At 61.0% G+C, this 16,253-nt stretch carries 14 protein-coding genes; 12 read left to right on the top strand and 2 right to left on the bottom strand.

Annotated features, from left to right (window positions below):
- The first annotated feature begins 86 nt into the window (after positions 1-86).
- Positions 87-1,280, top strand: a complete 1,194-nt coding sequence (locus FJ319_11805) for a LamG domain-containing protein (protein ID MBM3934962.1) — start codon at positions 87-89, stop codon at positions 1,278-1,280.
- Between the two features lie 558 nt (positions 1,281-1,838).
- Positions 1,839-2,972, top strand: a complete 1,134-nt coding sequence (locus FJ319_11800) for a hypothetical protein (protein ID MBM3934961.1) — start codon at positions 1,839-1,841, stop codon at positions 2,970-2,972.
- Between the two features lie 33 nt (positions 2,973-3,005).
- Here FJ319_11800 and trmD read toward each other — a convergent pair whose 3' ends face one another.
- Together trmD and FJ319_11790 are read right to left on the bottom strand one after the other, a co-directional pair.
- Positions 3,006-3,749 carry a tRNA (guanosine(37)-N1)-methyltransferase TrmD gene (trmD, locus tag FJ319_11795; GenBank protein MBM3934960.1) on the bottom strand — a complete coding sequence of 248 codons (744 nt, stop codon included), beginning with the start codon at positions 3,747-3,749 and terminating at the stop codon, positions 3,006-3,008.
- Between the two features lie 110 nt (positions 3,750-3,859).
- Positions 3,860-4,372, bottom strand: coding sequence for a MogA/MoaB family molybdenum cofactor biosynthesis protein (locus FJ319_11790; GenBank protein MBM3934959.1), 513 nt, complete (start codon positions 4,370-4,372; stop codon positions 3,860-3,862).
- A 204-nt stretch (positions 4,373-4,576) separates the two neighbouring features.
- Between FJ319_11790 and rsmH the strand changes: the two genes are divergently transcribed.
- The 10 genes from rsmH to priA all read left to right on the top strand — a co-directional run bounded on the left by rsmH (position 4,577) and on the right by priA (position 16,044).
- On the top strand, positions 4,577-5,500 hold the full coding sequence (gene rsmH / locus FJ319_11785) for a 16S rRNA (cytosine(1402)-N(4))-methyltransferase RsmH (GenBank protein MBM3934958.1): 924 nt from the start codon (positions 4,577-4,579) through the stop codon (positions 5,498-5,500).
- A gap of 19 nt (positions 5,501-5,519) precedes the next feature.
- Entirely contained in the window at positions 5,520-6,902 is a 1,383-nt protein-coding gene (ftsA, locus tag FJ319_11780; GenBank protein ID MBM3934957.1) for a cell division protein FtsA, read from the top strand.
- A gap of 14 nt (positions 6,903-6,916) precedes the next feature.
- Positions 6,917-8,053, top strand: coding sequence for a cell division protein FtsZ (gene ftsZ / locus FJ319_11775; GenBank protein ID MBM3934956.1), 1,137 nt, complete (start codon positions 6,917-6,919; stop codon positions 8,051-8,053).
- 152 nt (positions 8,054-8,205) lie between these two features.
- Positions 8,206-8,448, top strand: coding sequence for a hypothetical protein (locus FJ319_11770; protein MBM3934955.1), 243 nt, complete (start codon positions 8,206-8,208; stop codon positions 8,446-8,448).
- A complete protein-coding gene (locus FJ319_11765) occupies positions 8,448-8,864 on the top strand; it encodes a PIN domain nuclease (protein ID MBM3934954.1) in 417 nt (138 codons plus the stop codon). The genes FJ319_11770 and FJ319_11765 overlap by 1 nt, the downstream gene beginning before the upstream one ends.
- A gap of 262 nt (positions 8,865-9,126) precedes the next feature.
- Positions 9,127-9,690 carry a transcriptional repressor NrdR gene (nrdR, locus tag FJ319_11760; GenBank protein ID MBM3934953.1) on the top strand — a complete coding sequence of 188 codons (564 nt, stop codon included), beginning with the start codon at positions 9,127-9,129 and terminating at the stop codon, positions 9,688-9,690.
- A gap of 195 nt (positions 9,691-9,885) precedes the next feature.
- Complete coding sequence (locus FJ319_11755) at positions 9,886-12,285, top strand: vitamin B12-dependent ribonucleotide reductase (GenBank protein ID MBM3934952.1); 2,400 nt, start codon at positions 9,886-9,888, stop codon at positions 12,283-12,285.
- 130 nt (positions 12,286-12,415) lie between these two features.
- Positions 12,416-12,703 (top strand): hypothetical protein, encoded by a 288-nt coding sequence (locus tag FJ319_11750; protein ID MBM3934951.1) that lies wholly within the window; start codon positions 12,416-12,418, stop codon positions 12,701-12,703.
- A gap of 360 nt (positions 12,704-13,063) precedes the next feature.
- Positions 13,064-13,438 (top strand): 50S ribosomal protein L19, encoded by a 375-nt coding sequence (locus FJ319_11745; GenBank protein ID MBM3934950.1) that lies wholly within the window; start codon positions 13,064-13,066, stop codon positions 13,436-13,438.
- A gap of 143 nt (positions 13,439-13,581) precedes the next feature.
- Complete coding sequence (priA, locus tag FJ319_11740) at positions 13,582-16,044, top strand: primosomal protein N' (GenBank protein MBM3934949.1); 2,463 nt, start codon at positions 13,582-13,584, stop codon at positions 16,042-16,044.
- Positions 16,045-16,253: the final 209 nt, after the last annotated feature.

The following is a 16,253-nucleotide window of genomic DNA, read 5'->3' as shown; positions in this document are numbered from 1 at the left end:
AAGATATGAGGGGGGGGGGGGGTATGATGTGAACTGGTAGGCAACTGAACCCGGCAATCCCAGGTGCATAAGCAGGAGAAACAAACATGACGACGCCGAAGATGGAATATAATAAGATTCATGCGCTTGCCGGCGCTCGAAAGAGGGTATTCCAGAAGTTCGGCGATAAGCTCATGCACTTTTACTCGCTGGCCGACGACGGGCTCCTAATCCGGGATTTCATGCGGCGCAAACCGCTCATTGTCGACCAGATTACAGCATCGGCCGAAATGCAGGTCCCGGGGCTCGTGGACTATGGAGTGAAGTTTGCCGGTGGATCGTTTGCAAGCGACATTCAGAGGGACATTGCGGTCGGTCCAACTTCGGCGACCGGTGGCACGGGAAACACGCACCTCGCGTTCCCCATCACATCCATCGGGCGCTTCCGCGGGATTCAGCTTCACTACAACACGACCAACAGTACGACGATCAAGCTTTATGTTGCCCCTGCCAATACGGCCCAGGGCAGTGTGGCCGCCAATTCAATTGCTGACAGTCAGTCCTATGCATTCAACACGGTCGGCGTGAAGACTATGGACTTCAACTGCCCGGTGGATATTGAAGTCGCTTCGCAAATGTGGGTGTACTTGATCTATGAGAGCGGCTACTCACTCCAGCTCTGGAAGACAGGGACATACACCGGGGTCGACTACTTGGCATGGGGAGGTTCATCTTGGGGCGCAGCATCAGGAGTAGGTCTGGTTGACGCCAAGCTCCTTGGGGTCAACGCGGTTAGCTGGCCGAGCTGCGATGAGCTAACTGTGGCAGCGTGGGTCTCGATGCAGAAGTTGAATGGCAGCACCCGCGTGCTTGCCATGTCCAATGACAGTGTGGGCACCGTGCAAATATATGTTGCGGATGGTAAATTCAAAGCACGGGTCTACAACAGCGCCTCTAACCAATATGACATAGCCGATCCATCCCTGGTTCACCCTGGCTTCAACATGGTTGCGATAGAATACAGCAAACTGACTAATCCGAGGGTGTTCCGGCTGATTGTGAACGGTAAATCAGTAGGCTCCACGACACCTTCGGACCATCCCATGCTTGGCCAGACGACCGCGTTCACGGCTGGCGCGAGAATCTTCACTACGAAGTCCGTTACCAGTCCGGCCAATTGCGTCATCGACGATATCTTCATAGCGAACAAGGCACTGACGGACGCGGACTGGTGGGACCTCTACATGAACTACATCACTATCGCGCCGCTGATGCAGACGGAAGCGACAGAGGCGAGCTAGTCATCGAACTTAGATCCCGGAGGTTTGAGGGTTTTGGGAGCGCGGGTTCCAGAGACATTGAGCAACAGGGACTCCGGTAGGTTCTGGGCTGCTGTCTGTGGCACGTTTAGTGTGGCGATTCTCTGGCCGGTTGTAGTGATCATCTTAAAGGGAACGTGGTTCAACAAGCCATATTGCCCGAGTTGCGGCTCACATTTCCAGGCTTGGGTTATCTGGACACTACTAGCGGCCTTTGTTGCAGGTGGCCTAGTTGACGCGTTTTTCTCGAAGGAAAGCACCAGCGAACGGGTACGTATTTCGGGGGCGCGGCGCGGTAGTGGCCCTAATTGCATACGGGGTTGCTGGTGTTGTCGGCTTCTGCCTTACGGTGCTAGCGGTAATCTTCTATGGTTTCTGCTGTGGATTTGTCGGATAGATGCCATCCCCACATGCGTTCGAATGGAGGCAAGAAAACGTATGTCTCAGCTTTCTGCTATTGTAACGCAGCCGAGTCCCGGTGACTTTGACAGCGATGCACGACGGGTGGCTCGGAACCCCACTTCCTCGCCCTCATTACGGTTGCCCATAATTGCTGGTTCAAGAATCCCAACATCATTAGAATCAGCCCTCCTATCGGCAACAGCCTCATATGATCCTATTGCAAATGTAGATATTATTACGAATGGATTAAGCGGTGGGGAACTCGCGAAATTCAATGACGCTTTGGATCGCATTTCTACCTGGGGTTGGAGCAACGTCTTTCAAGGGATCAATACTATCGAGGTTGTGACGGGATGTAAGGAAAACCTTTTGTTGGCGTTGCCAGGCAGCCCTCCTGGTTTCGCCCCGTGGTTCGAAACCGATCCAATAATCGATCAATTTTCACTCGGTTCAAAGTGTATCTTAACCACCGCGTGGTGGTGGAACGCTATTTGGCTCGTCAGCACTATCCCTCAAGTTCCGATCAGTTTTGCTTCATTTGGATACCATTGGGCGAGAACAACGCCCAAAGCGTCGAAAGAGATCCTGCTCCGCACTGGATTCGTGACTGACCCGACGGTGCAAGTGCAGGACATTGCATGGCTAATACTTCATGAAGCACTTCATCACAAATTTTACGCTGCGTTTTCCACTTGTCTCAACTGCGTTCAGGACCACCGCGGGATAGGTATGGCATGGGCTGTGAATGCCGCAACCATCGGCACGCTTAATCTTGCGAGTTCTGCTCCGTGGCCGAATGACGGCGATAACGGCAATACTCAGCCGGGTCAGTACTCAGGCATTGAAGAAGACCCAGCTGATTCGTACGACCTGATGCCTAAAATATCGGGAATGCCGTCGTCAATACAGGGGCGTCTTGACACGTTCTCTGCTGCGTTTTCTGGCTGGGGAACAGCACGATGGTTGGATTTCTTCTGCCCTTATGCGCATTTCACTTATTCCACGACTTCTGGTCCGCAACCGAGCGATTACTCCATTCTAAGTGCAAGTGAAACAAATGAGACTTGGGCGACAAAATTCATAGTCACCGCGATGGAGTATACAGTAGCCCAGTGGGCGGCGCTCGGAAAGATCTCTGGAAGCCCGAGTGCCAAAATGGATGCCGTTCACCGAGGGTACGCGGCACTCATGGCCAAGATTGGCATGTCAGACATTGTCTACAGGCCGCCCCAGACAGGACCGGTGCCGGTGCGATTGCCGCCGCCAACGTAACCAGACGTGAAGGTCGTAGACGGCTTGTGGCCCTTACGTCTGGCCCCCCCTCATCTCCTCCAGCCTGCGTCTGTCCTCATCGCTTAGCTCTGCTTTGTCCAGCATGTCGGGGCGAAGATGGAGCGTTTTGCGGAGGGACTCGCGGCGGCGCCACTTTTCGATTGCGGCGTGGTTGCCGGAGAGGAGGATCTCGGGCGCCTTCCAGCCGCGGAACTCCGCAGGGCGGGTGTACTGCGGGTACTGGAGCAGCCCGGTAGTGTGGGAGTCGTCCTGCGAAGACTCTATGGAGCCCAGGACGCCCGGCAGGAGGCGGGAGACGGCGTCCACAATCACCATCGCCGCCAGCTCGCCGCCGCTGAGAACGTAGTCGCCGATGCTGATCTCGTCCGTCACCAGGTGCTCCCGGACCCGCTCGTCCACCCCCTCGTACCGCCCGCATATCATGACGATCTCGTCCAGCTTCGCAAACCCTTCCACTATCTTCTGCGTGAGCGGTCGCCCCTGGGGCGAGAGCAGTATGACCGGGCTCGCGGGGTTGGCCTCCGGCCGCGCGCGCACAGCCTCCACCGCCTCGAAGAGCGGCTGGGGCTTCATCAGCATCCCGAAGCCGCCGCCGAAAGTGTAGTCGTCCACCGTCCGGTGCCTGTCGTGCGTGAAGTCGCGGATATCGTGCACGACGATGTCCAGGATGCCCTTCTGCTTGCCGCGCGCAACGACACCCTCCGCAAACGGCGCTGTGAACATGTCCGGGAATATGGTAAGGATGTGAAAACGCATGATGGAATAGTGAATTTAGAATAGTGAATAGTGAATTGTAATATAGGGAGTCGGGTCCGCTTCGGCTGTTCAACTCACTATTCTCAATTCACTATTCGCAATTCCGCCTTTCAGGCGGTCGGATGTCCCACCCTCCACCCTTTCAGGATCTCAAGGGCGTGGGGGATGACCGGCATCGCGATTTCGAGGCACTCCCGGACGCCCTTGGGCGATCCGGGCAGGGTGATGATGAGGCAACCGGAGCGCACGCCGGCGACGGAGCGGCTGATCATCGCCATCTGCGTCTTCTCAAGCGTCTTCATCCGCATCGCCTCGGGGATGCCCGGCACCTCGAACTGGATGATGGACCGTATCGCCTCCGGCGTTACGTCGCGCGGGCCCAGGCCGGTGCCGCCCGTGCTCAGCACAACGTCCACCTCGCCGCTGTCGCACCACTTCGCCACCTTCGCCGCTATCTGGTCCTTCTCGTCCGGCACGATGTCCCGCGCCACCTGGGCCAGCCCAGCCCTGGCGGCCATCTCGACGATCACCTCGCCGCTGGTGTCGACCCGCTCACCCTTCGCGCCGGCATCGCTGATGGTGAGGATGGCTACACGGAACGCGTGCTTGTGCGGTATGGTCATTGTCGCTACCTTGAAGGACTGAACAACGTCTAAAATTTGTCTTAAACAAGGGTTAGAAACCCCTTGCGTGTCACAACTGCCGTCTGGGATATTGCGTGTACGTTCGGGAAGTGCCGCCATTAGTTTACCACGCTGTCCGGATGGCTACCTTAAACGACTAAAGGACCAGCGATACGGAAGCGGGGGAAGGCGGGCGGTGACTGGATGGACATAGTCCACAGGCCGGTGATGGTGGCCGAGGTGCTCGAAGGCCTCCAGGTGAAGCCCGGCGGGTTCTATATAGACGGCACGCTGGGCGAGGGCGGCCACACAGAGGCGATTCTGGAAGCGGCAACGCCGCCGCCCACGGTCATGGGTACGGACCTGGACACGCAGGCGATTGCGAAGGCGGCCAAACGGCTGGAGCGGTTCGGCGAGAGGGCCGTCCTTGTCCACGGCACCTACGTTGATATGGGCAGGTTGGCGCAGGAGCGCGGGCTCGGCGCGGCGGACGGTGTCCTGATGGACCTGGGGCTATCGTCCCTGCAGCTTGAGACCCCGGAGAGGGGCTTCAGCTTCGCAAGGCCCGGGCCGCTGGACATGAGGTTCGATAACACGAAAGGGCGGTCCGCCCACCAGCTCGTCAACGGCGCAAGCGAGCGGGACCTGGCGGACATCATCTTCCGCTTCGGCGAGGAGCCCAGGTCCAGGAAGATCGCAAGGTCGATCGTGTCCGCCCGGCCGGTGGAGACCACGGCGGACCTGGTGAAGGCGGTGGAGCGGGTGATGGGGCGGCCGAGGCCGGGGCAGGTGCACCCGGCGACGCGGACGTTCCAGGCGATTCGGATCGCGATTAACAAAGAGCTCGAGAATGTTGAGAACGGCCTCGTGGAGGCCGTGAACGTCCTCAAGCCCGGCGGCAGACTGGTCGTCATCAGCTACCACTCGCTGGAGGACAGGCTGGCGAAGACCTTTTTCGCGCAGGAGAGCAGGGACTGCATATGCCCGCCGGAGGTCCCGGTATGCGTGTGCGGCCACAAAGCCAGCATCAGGGTGCTGACCCGCAAGGTCATCACTCCGACAGAAAAAGAGATTGAAGAAAATCCCAGAAGCCGCAGCGCTCGAATCAGAATTGCTGAACGGTTGTAAGTTTGCAGGGGGATGACAAATGGCAAAAGGAAACACGCTGACCAGGCCGACACTGGAGGGGGGGCCATCCGGCCCGTTGCCTTCGCGACCCGATTTCACCCCGGCCGGACGCGGGGAGTCGTACACCCCGAGGCCCATCTCATCCACCGTCGACCTCTTCGCCGCCATTGACGTGGGCACCACAAAGATCTGCACGGTGCTTGCCCGCAAGCTCGGCGCGAACGGCCTGGAGGTCATCGACTACGCCATCGTCCCAAGCCACGGCCTCAAGAAAGGCAACGTGACCGACACCTCGGCCACCGAGGCGGCGATCCGCCAGTGCGTCCTGGACCTTGAGAAGAGGACCGGCTACCGCATAAAGTCCGCCTTTGTGGGCGTCACCGGCTCTCACGTGGACTTCGAGAACCGGCGCGACAGGCTGGAGCCCGCGAGCGGCGGCCGAGTTATCACGCAGAAGGACATGTACCGCACTCCCGAGGCGGCCACCGAGGCCGTCTCCGACCCGGGCCGGCGGCTAATCCACGCCATACGCATCAGCTACGCGCTGGACGGCGAGACCGGCATCCGCAACCCCGTTGGCATGCACAGCCGCGAGGTTGAGGTCGAGACGCACATGGTCACCGGCGCGGCAGCCTTCCTTAACAGGCTGCAGCAGACCGTGGAGGCGGCCGGCGTCAAAGTCGCCAGCCTCGTCCTGGAGCCCCTCGCCAGCGCGCTCGCGGTCCTTACGCCCGAAGAGAAGGAGCGCGGCGCGATCCTCGTGGACATCGGCGGCGGCACAACGGACGTAGTGGTCTTCAAGAACGGCGCAATCTACTATTCCGGCGTCATCCCAGTCGGCGGCTACCAGTTCACCAACGACATCGCGCTCACCTTCAACACGACGTACGAGGCCGCAGAGGTCGCGAAGGTGAAGTACGCGAACGTGGACGTCCAGGCCTCCGCGCTGGCGGGCGACGAGCCCGTCTCGCTCCCCATCGTGGGACGCGGCGCGGAGCTAAAGGTCCAGCGCATGGAGATCTGCCAGCTCGCCCGCGAGCGCGCGATGGAGCTGACGAGGCTGCTGAAGCTCATGCTGGAAGACGACCGCATGGGCGATCCTTCGAACCACCGCATCGTGCTCACCGGAGGGGCGTCCAACATGTCCGGCTTTGCGGCGCTCGTGCAGCGCGGGCTAGGCATCTCCGTCCGGCAGGGCATGCCCACCGTCCGCGGCGTCATGCCTCCGGAGCTGCGGGCCCCCGCCTACTCCACAGTGCTGGGCATGCTCCAGTGGGCCATGACGGACTACCACCCGGTCACGGCCAAAGACATCAAGGCTGAAGTGGAAGACAGCTCCCGCAAGGGTGGGAGCTTCTTCTCGGCGATCATAAAGAAATTATCGTTCTTCGGAAGGAAATAAAGGGAGGGTCCTGAATGCCAGTTAACGGACGCGAACCAGAATACGGCGCAAAAATCAAAGTCATCGGCGTGGGCGGCGGCGGCTCGAACGCCGTCTCTCGCATGTACCGGGAGCGCATCCCGGGCATCGAATACCTGGTATGCAACACGGACACGCAGGCGCTGCTGCACTGCGAGGTCCCGCTTCGGATAGGCATCGGCGATATCCTTACCGGCGGCAAGGGCGTGGGCGGAAACCCGGAGGTCGGCATGAAGGCCGCGGAGGAGAGCCGCGAGGAGCTGTATGAGGCCCTTCGCGATTCCGATATGGTCTTCATCGCGGCCGGCATGGGCGGCGGCACGGGCACCGGCGCCGCGCCTGTGGTGGCGGAGATTGTAAAGGAGACCGGTGCGCTGACCGTCGGTGTCGTCACCACACCGTTCACCTTCGAAGGCCTTCGCAGGATGCGCCAGGCCGAGGCCGGCATCGGCCGCTTCCGCCAGCACGTGGACACTCTCCTGTGCATCCCCAACGAGCGGCTGCACGTCATCTGCGATGAGCAGATCACCACGTCCAACGCCTTCAAGATGGCGGACGACGTCCTCCGCCTCGGCGTTCAGTCTATCGCCGAGCTGATCACGGTCCCGGGCGAGATCAACCTGGACTTCGCGGACGTGCAAGCGATCATGCGCGACGCCGGCCCGGCGTGGATGTCCATCGGCTGGGGCAAGGGCGAGAACCGCGCCAAAGAGGCTGCCCAGCACGCCATCGCCAACCCGCTGCTCGATGTCTCCATCGAGGGCGCGAAGGGCGTCCTGTTCAACATCACCGGCGGCAGCGACCTGCGCCTGTCCGAACTGCACGAGGCTGCTGAGGTCATCCAGCGCGTCGTGGACCCGGACGCGAACATCATCTTCGGCATGACCACGGACCCCAAGATGGAGAACGAGGTCAAGCTGACCGTCGTCGCAACCGGCTTCCCGACCGCGGATGCCGTGCAGGACAAGGACGACACCCTGCGCAACCTGCTCAAGAGCGCCATCGAGTCGGAGAACTCGGAGATCGACCTCCCTCCGTTCCTCCGCCGCGTGGCCAAGTACCGCACGGCAGTCCCCGTCGCGGCGCCGATCGCCGCCAAGGCCACCGCCCAGAAGAGCCAGTTCTTCAGGTAGGGAGGAAGTTGGTAGTTAGTAGTAGGTAGTAGGCCAGGCAGAAGACATCACTATTGTCAGGGACCCCGGAAATCCGGGGCCCCTGATGGCTTTGTTGGTGGTCACATACTGATTTAGTGGACAGAAGTTTAGGATATCTCTACAATGAGAATATGAAAATCACAGTTGAAATATCCGACGCGGAGCTTGAGGAAATCATACAGGCGACCGGCGAATCGAAGAAGGGTCCTGCCGTCCGAAAGATTGTCACGGACGCTCTCATGCTGAAGCGGCGCGAGCGCATTGCGCAGAAGTTCATCTCCGGCGAGTGGGGCGTCGACATCGACTCATTCGAGGCTGGGCAGGAGAAGGACCGCCGCATCGAGCAGAGACGCGACGAGGCATGGCGTAGCTGATGGTCACACTTATCGACACTAGCCTCTGGATCGACTTCACCCGCGCCCGTTCTCCGCAATCGCTTAAGCAGTTCATCGCTCCGCACATACTGCGCGCGGACGCCTCTCTCGCTGAGCCGGTAGTATTTGAAGTCCTTCGATACGCCTCCTCTCGGGAAATCGACATACTCAAGAGCCAGTTTGAGGCCTTTCCGATGCTATCGACGCCTTCGGACCTGTGGTCTGCCGGAATTGCGCTTGACCAGGCATGCAGTGACCGAGGCTTCAAAGCCGGCGCCATGGACCTGCTCATCGCTACGACCGCTATTTATCACAACGCAATGCTGGTTACTTTTGATGATGACTTTCGGACTATCGCAGCGGCCTCATCCTTGAGAGTTGAGCTCTTGCAAAGGCCGGTTACCTCTCCCAACTAGTCTCAGGCGTTCCTCGCCGCCCCCCCCCATTTACTTTTTGCCGCTCGAATCTCCCGACTCCCCACCTTGCACTTTCTGAGACCGCTGTTTTACACTCCGCGCACTCCCCTGAAACCCTTTCCGCCGGTTAGTATATAGATTAGTTTTAGTGATAGATTTCACCATTGCTTAAGTATAAGACCGTATTGACAAACGCTACAGGTAGTGTCTACACTGTGGCTCCTACACGAAGAGTTGTGGTGCCGCGCTAGAATAAAGTCATATGCATTGTCCCTACTGTAACTACAACGACTCCAAGGTAATCGACTCCCGGGAGTCGATCGATGGCATCCGCCGCCGCCGCGAATGCCTCGGCTGCGAGCGCAGGTACACCACCTACGAGAGGGTCCAGACCAGGGCGCTGATCATCATCAAGCGCGACGGCCGCCGGGAAGAGTTCAGCAGGGACAAGCTGTGGGCGAGCATCGCCAAGGCATGCGCCAAGAGGCCGCTCCAGACCGGCACCATCGATAAGGCCGTCAATGATATCGAGGCCGATCTGACGGACCTGGGCCGGTCTGAGATACCCAGCAGCGTCGTCGGCGAAATGGCGATGGAGCGCCTAAAGAAGATCGACCGCGTCGCCTATATCCGCTTCGCGAGCGTCTACCGCGAGTTCAAGGATATAGAGACCTTCCAGCAGGAGATCAAGGCGCTCCTGGACCCTGAGGAAGCCGAGAAGGAGCCGAGCAACCAGCTCTCCTTCCTCCAGGTAATGGAGGAAGATCAGCCGAAGGCGCCGAAGAAGCGGAGGGGCAGGAGGCGGGCGGTGGAAGCGGCGGGGTAGCGCAGTACACGTTAGTCGCACATAGACCAAATGTTCCAAAGTGATGTATATAATCGGCAGGAACCCAGCCAGCAAGAGATAAACAGGAGCCAAAAGATGCTGTCAGAGAAGGAAAGGACGGCCGCGGTTGCTAACGGGAAGGCTCACGTTGTGGCAGTCAACGGCAACGGCGCCGGCCATAACGGCAACGGCCATATAGACCTCACCGAGAACGCGCTTGTCGTCCTCAAGAAGCGCTACTTCCGCAAGAACGCCAAGGGCGAGATCGTGGAGGACGCGGCGGGCATGCTACACCGCGTCGCCAAGGCCATCGCCAAGCCGGAGTACGGCTACCAGGGCGGCGAGGCGGACGCGATCAAGTGGGAGCAGAAGTTCTACTCGATCATGTCCACGCTGGAGTTCGTCCCCAACTCGCCCACACTCATGAACGCGGGCATCTACAAGGCCGACGGCTCCGGCTCCGGCACCCTTTCCGCGTGCTTCGTCATGGGCCTGGACGACACGATGGACGGCATCATGACCACCGCCCACGAGACGGCGATGGTCCAGAAGTTCGGCGGAGGCACCGGCTTCGCCCTTTCGAAGATCCGCGCGAAGGGCTCGCCAGTCTCCACCACCCACGGCAAGGCCTGCGGCCCCATCGCCGTCCTGCGCCACCTCTCCTCGGTCTCCACGCTGGTGACCCAGGGCGGCAAGCGCGACGGCGCAAACATGGCCGTCATGGATGTGCACCACCCGGACATCCTGGAGTTCATCGACTGCAAGAAGACCGAGGGCGTGATACACAACTTCAACATCTCCGTCGGGGCAAGCCACGAGTTCATGGAGGCCGTGCGGGCCGGGACGAAGTACGACCTCCGCGACCCGCAGTCCGCCAAGAAGGTCGGTGAGCTGGACGCGCGCGAGGTCTTCGACAAGATCATCAAGGGCGCGTGGCGCAACGGTGAGCCCGGCGTCATCTTCCTGGACTGGGTCAACCACAAGAACCCCACGCCGCACATAGGCCGCATGACCGCCACCAACCCGTGCGGGGAACAGCCGCTGCTGCCGTATGAGTCCTGCAACCTCGGGTCCATCAATCTGGCGCTGTTCGTCGTCGAAAAGCACGGCAGGACCGTGCTGGACTACGACCGCCTGCGCGAGGTCACGCGCATCGCCACGCGCTTCCTGGACAACGTCATCGACGCCAACGTCTACTCGGTGGACAAGATCGAGAAGATGACACGCTCCACGCGCAAGATCGGCCTGGGCGTTATGGGCTTCGCGGACATGCTCGCCAAGATGCGCGTCGCGTACGACTCCGCCGAGGGGCTGGAGATCGGCCGCGGCATCATGAAGTTCATCAAGGAAGAGTCGGACAAGATGTCCGAGGAGCTCGCGGGCGAGCGCGGCACGTTCCCGGCATTCAAGGGCAGCATCTTCGATGCCCCCGGCATGCCGAAGATGCGCAACGCCTGCCGCCTGACGGTCGCGCCCACCGGCACAATCTCCATGATCGCCGGGTGCTCCAGCGGCATCGAGCCGCTCTTCTCGCTCTGCTACCACAAGCACAACATCCTGGGCGGCGAGAGCCTCCTGTACTTGGACGAGGGCTTCAAGCAGGCCGCCGTCGAGGGCGGCTTCTACAGCGACGACCTGATGAAGTACCTGGCGGACGGCGGCTCGCTCCAGGAGCGGCAGGACGTGCCCGGCTGGGCAAAGCGCGTCTTCGTCACCGCGTCCGATATCTCACCAGAGATGCACGTGCGGATGCAGGCCGCGTTCCAGGAGAGCGTGGACGCCGCAATCTCCAAAACGATCAACTTCCCGAACTCCGCCACCGAGGACGATGTCCGGCAGTCCTACATGCTGGCCTGGGAGCTTGCCTGCAAGGGCATCACGGTCTACCGCGCCGGCAGCCGCGACATGGAAGTTCTGACGGCCGGCAAGGAAAAGACCAAGGGCAGCAGTGAGCAGTCAGCAGTGGGCAGTCAGCCGGACAAGAAGGCGGCCGAGGCCCAGGCGCAGACGGTCAATAGCCTGCTCGTCGAGAGGCAGCGCCCTGCCGTCGTCCGAGGCGTCACCGAGCGCGTCCGCACCGGCCACGGCAACATGTTCATCACGATCAATTACGACGACGACGGCAAGCCCTTCGAGGTGTTCACCACGATGGGCAAGGCAGGCGGCTGCGACTCCGCACAGCTTGAGGCGATCTCCCGCCTGGCGACGCTCGCGCTCCGCGCGGGCATCGACCCGAACCAGGTAGTGGAGCACCTGCACGGCATCACCTGCTGCCCGGCGTGGGACGGCGGCACGCTAGTCCGCTCGTCCCCGGACGCTCTCTCGCTGGTGCTGAGCAGGCACCTGGAAGGGTCCTCGGGCGGCGTGGCCGCCCCGCAGGCGGAAGCGCAGCTTGGGCTGTTCCCCGCTTCCGCAAAGCCCACCAGCGACCCTCGCAAGGCGTCAACCGCGCAGGCGGTTGGGCTGGCGACGGTGGCAGCCAAGACTGGCGAGGCAAAGCGCGGCCCCAAGTGCCCGCAGTGCTCCGCCGGTTCGCTCATTATGCAGGAGGGGTGCATGCGCTGCGCCTCCTGCGGCTACAACAAGTGCGAATAGCCGACAGCCTGCCGGATACGCGCACAATTACGATTTAGGTCTAAAATGGGGTCCTCCGGACAAAACGGGGGACCCCATTTCATTGGCTAACGGTCCGGCCGTCAACAACATTTCAAGCGGGGAGTGTCAGATGAGCACATTGGAAACGTGGAAGACGATCAAGGTGGGCACAGGGTTAAAGACGAAGGACGACTTCATGCGGGCATTTGAGAAGGGCGGCTTCGCAATCACCGGCAAGGCGATTAAGATGTTCGAAAGGGCGGAGCTGTCGGTCTCACCAGCGCCAGCGGTAGTTGAGCTGGTACAGATAACCACCACGCAGCTCACGGGCGAGCCCAACGGTTCCACCAAGCCGGTCGTGTTCGCGGCCGCGTCCAGAATGGGCCTGAAGCACTGCACCCTGGAGATTGCACTGTAGCTCAGGCTTCAGTACCCGGACCAGCCGATGAGTGAAAAGTACTTCGTGGGCATGGAGTCCCTGCCGGCAGCAGACGGCCACAACTACATGGTCACCGTAAGGCGCGGGGCGGACGGCCTGGTCATAGGCACAGCGGGGGACCACGAAGGGCACCTGTGGATCGCCCCGGCGTGGTGGACATTCGTCAAGGCCTAGTCCGCGAGCCTACCTTTAGTTTTGGCTGGCCCGATGCTAAAAAGAAGTGTGGGCAATACTGAGCCCACGCGCCGTTACGGGAGCGGCTTGCGTTTGTGGGTGCCGCAATATACAATAATACAGTTTTGCGCATAGCATACCAGTAAGCTAATCCAGGACGGTTTCATTTTGGACGCCCATCACCTTTTTAACCTTGAGCGAAACCCCAAGATCGAGAATTTCGACCCCGGTGATACCGTCCGCGTCAGCGTGAAGGTCACCGAGGGCGACAGGACCAGGACACAGAACTTCGAAGGCGTGGTCATACGCAAGCGCGGCCACGGCCCGGGCGAGACGTTCACCGTCCGCCGAGCCGTACAGGAGACCGCCATAGAGCGCACTTTCCTCATCCACTCCATCGTGGTTGAGGGCGTAAAGCTCATCCGCAGGGGCGATGTTCGCCGCGCCAAGCTCTTCTACCTGCGCGGCCGTTCCGGCCGCAACGCCAGGATCAAGGAGAAGCGCTCCGCATTGCCCCAGGCTGCAAAGCCCAAGGCCTGATCGCAAGCATCCGATAGCAAAAAGGCTCCCACGCGGAAATGCGCGGGAGCCTTTTTATTTCCCTTTATGACGGGACGCACGGCGACTTGATATGATTGTTGTATGCGGTGGCGGTGGGGCGGAGGGGAGAAACCGAGGTAACCATGGCAAGCCAGTCTGAGCAATGGCGCAGGTTCGCGGAAGTGGCGGTCGACGCGCCGGTAGAGCCGGGCCGGACCTTCAGCTACCAGGTCCCGGAGCGCCTCCAGGCGCGACCTGGTCACCTTGTCCAGGTCCCCTTCGGGAGGCGCGTGCTGCAGGGCCTGGTGATTCAGACCGCAGACCAGCCACAATTCCCCGAGACCCGGGAAATTACCGGGATCATCGAGTCCAGCCCGCCGCTAAGCCGCGTGCAAATGGAGTTGGTCCGGTGGACGAGCGACTATTACATCTGCTCGCTTTTCGCCGCCGCGGCGCCCATGCTACCCCCCGGAGGCCGCGTCAGGCAGCGCATCTTCTATGAGCTGACCAATAGTGTCCCTCAGGGCGTAACTCGCCTCAACCCGTACCAGGACCGCGTCATCGCGTACATCAAGTCGCACAACAAGGTGGAAGAGCCCCAGCTCGTCGCCGGGCTCGGGCAGGGCGCCCGCGCGGCCGCTCGCCGCCTGGTGCAGATGGGCCTTGTAAGCCGCAGGGACGAATGGGTGGGGGAATCCATCCGCCCCAAGACGCGCCAGGCCATCAGGCTCTCCCCCGAATTCACGACAATGGTCGCAAGCGAGATCGAGGTCCTCTCATACCGCGCTCCCAAGCAGGCGGGGCTACTGGACGCATTACTGGAATCCGGCGTGTCGATGGGCCTGCCGGAGGCCCGTGAGGAGTTCGGGGCCAGCGCAGTTACTTCCATCCTCCAGAAGGGCTGGGTGATCAAAGAGACCCTGCCGGTTGACCGCGACCCTCTGGACGGTAAGGTATTCCAGCCGTCGCTTCCGGTCGCGCTTACTCCCGCCCAGGACCGGGCCGCCGCGGAGATCAGGGCCACGATGGATAACGTTGCCCGGCGCCCCAGGGTGTTGCTTCTCGAGGGGGTGACAGGCAGCGGCAAGACCGAGGTCTACCTGGACGCCGTGCGCCATGCGATAAGTTCAGGGAAACGGGCAATCGTCCTGGTCCCTGAGATCGCGTTGACGCCCCAGACGGTGGAGCGGTTCGCCACGCGCTTCCCGGGCAACGTGGCTGTACTCCACAGCGGCCTCTCGGCGGGGCAGCGCTTCGACCAGTGGCACAAGATCCATCGCGGCGACTACGGCGTCGTCATCGGCTCCCGCAGCGCGATATTTGCCCCCCAGCCGGACCTGGGGCTGATTGTGCTCGATGAGGAGCACGAGTGGACATACAAACAGCACGAAGCAAGCCCGCGATATCATTCCCGGACGGTGGCGCTCAAGCTGGCCGAGCTCACCGGCGCGGCCGTGGTGCTGGGAAGCGCTTCGCCGGATGTCGTGTCTTACTTCCATGCTGTCGAGGGGCGACACCGGTTGCTCAAGCTGCCTGACCGCGTGTCGGGGAACGGCGGCGGGGGCAAAACAGCCGCCGGACTGGCGACCGTGAGCATAGTGGACATGCGGAAGGAGCTCAAAGAGGGTAACCGCGGGATGTTCAGCCGCGAGCTCCAGGCGGCAATGGCGGAGTGCATCGAGACCGAATCGCAGGGCATCCTGTTCCTCAACAGGCGCGGATCCTCCTCATACATGCAATGCTCCAACTGCGGCTACGGGCTCCGCTGCCGCAGGTGCGACGTTGCAATGACCTATCATAAGGACGAAAATCGGCTGATATGCCACTACTGTGCCCTGCGCCGCATCCCGCCCAAAATGTGCCCCAAGTGCCTCGAATTCAAGCTCAACTTCTACGGCATCGGAACACAGTCCGTTGTTGAGGAGATCAACGGGCGCTTTCCGGGCGCCAGGGTGCTGCGGTGGGACAGGGATACCGCCACCGGCCCGGCGGAATATGAAAACCTGCTGGAGTACTTCCGCTCCGGCAGGTTCAACTTTCTCGTGGGCACGCAGATGATCGCCAAGGGCCTGCACTTCCCATCGGTGACCCTCGTTGGAGTCGTCTCCGCGGACGTTGGACTCGGTGTGCCTGAATACAGGGCGGGCGAGCGGACCTTCCAGATCGTCTTTCAGGTGGCGGGACGGGCAGGGCGCGGCACGAAGGCTGGGAAGGTGGTAGTGCAGACATTCCAGCCTGAGAATTACGCCGTCCGGGCGGCTGCGCGCCAGGAGTATGAGGCCTTTTACACGCAGGAGATTGCACACCGCCGGGAGCAGGGGAACCCGCCATTCAGCCGCATAGTGCGCTTGCTGTACGGCCACGTGAACAACGCCATCGCCGAGCGGGAGGCGCTGCGGTTCGCCGACCAGATCCGCGACCAGCGCGACTCGTGGGAGCTGCGCCATATCGCTGTTCTGGGTCCCATGCCGGCCTTCCCCTCGCGTATCCGCGGGCACTTCCGATGGCAGATCATGTTACGCGGCGACTACCCTCGTGAGCTCCTGGAGAAACTGCCTGTGCCGAACGGGTGGACGATCGATATCGATCCCGTGGGACTTGGGTAGGGTTTAGTGTCGAATCCGCAAGGCTCTCCCAAAAGACGCACGGTACGCGCTCCGCCAGCAGTTGTCAAGGGGCAGTGAATCTGTCTGTCTTTGCTCAGTGATATTGTCAGTAGGTAACTGCTCAGTGAATATGTCAGTCCATGAGAGGACTACATTTGACCGAGCGAGAAGCGAAGAGAGCACAGATACTGAACCTTGTTCTGGAGGGG

Source organism: SAR202 cluster bacterium (assembly GCA_016872355.1).
In the GTDB taxonomy this organism is placed as follows: domain Bacteria; phylum Chloroflexota; class Dehalococcoidia; order Lucifugimonadales; family VGZY01; genus VGZY01.
The sequence above is the reverse complement of the archived record's forward strand: the minus strand, read 5'-3'. Positions and strand labels throughout refer to the sequence as shown.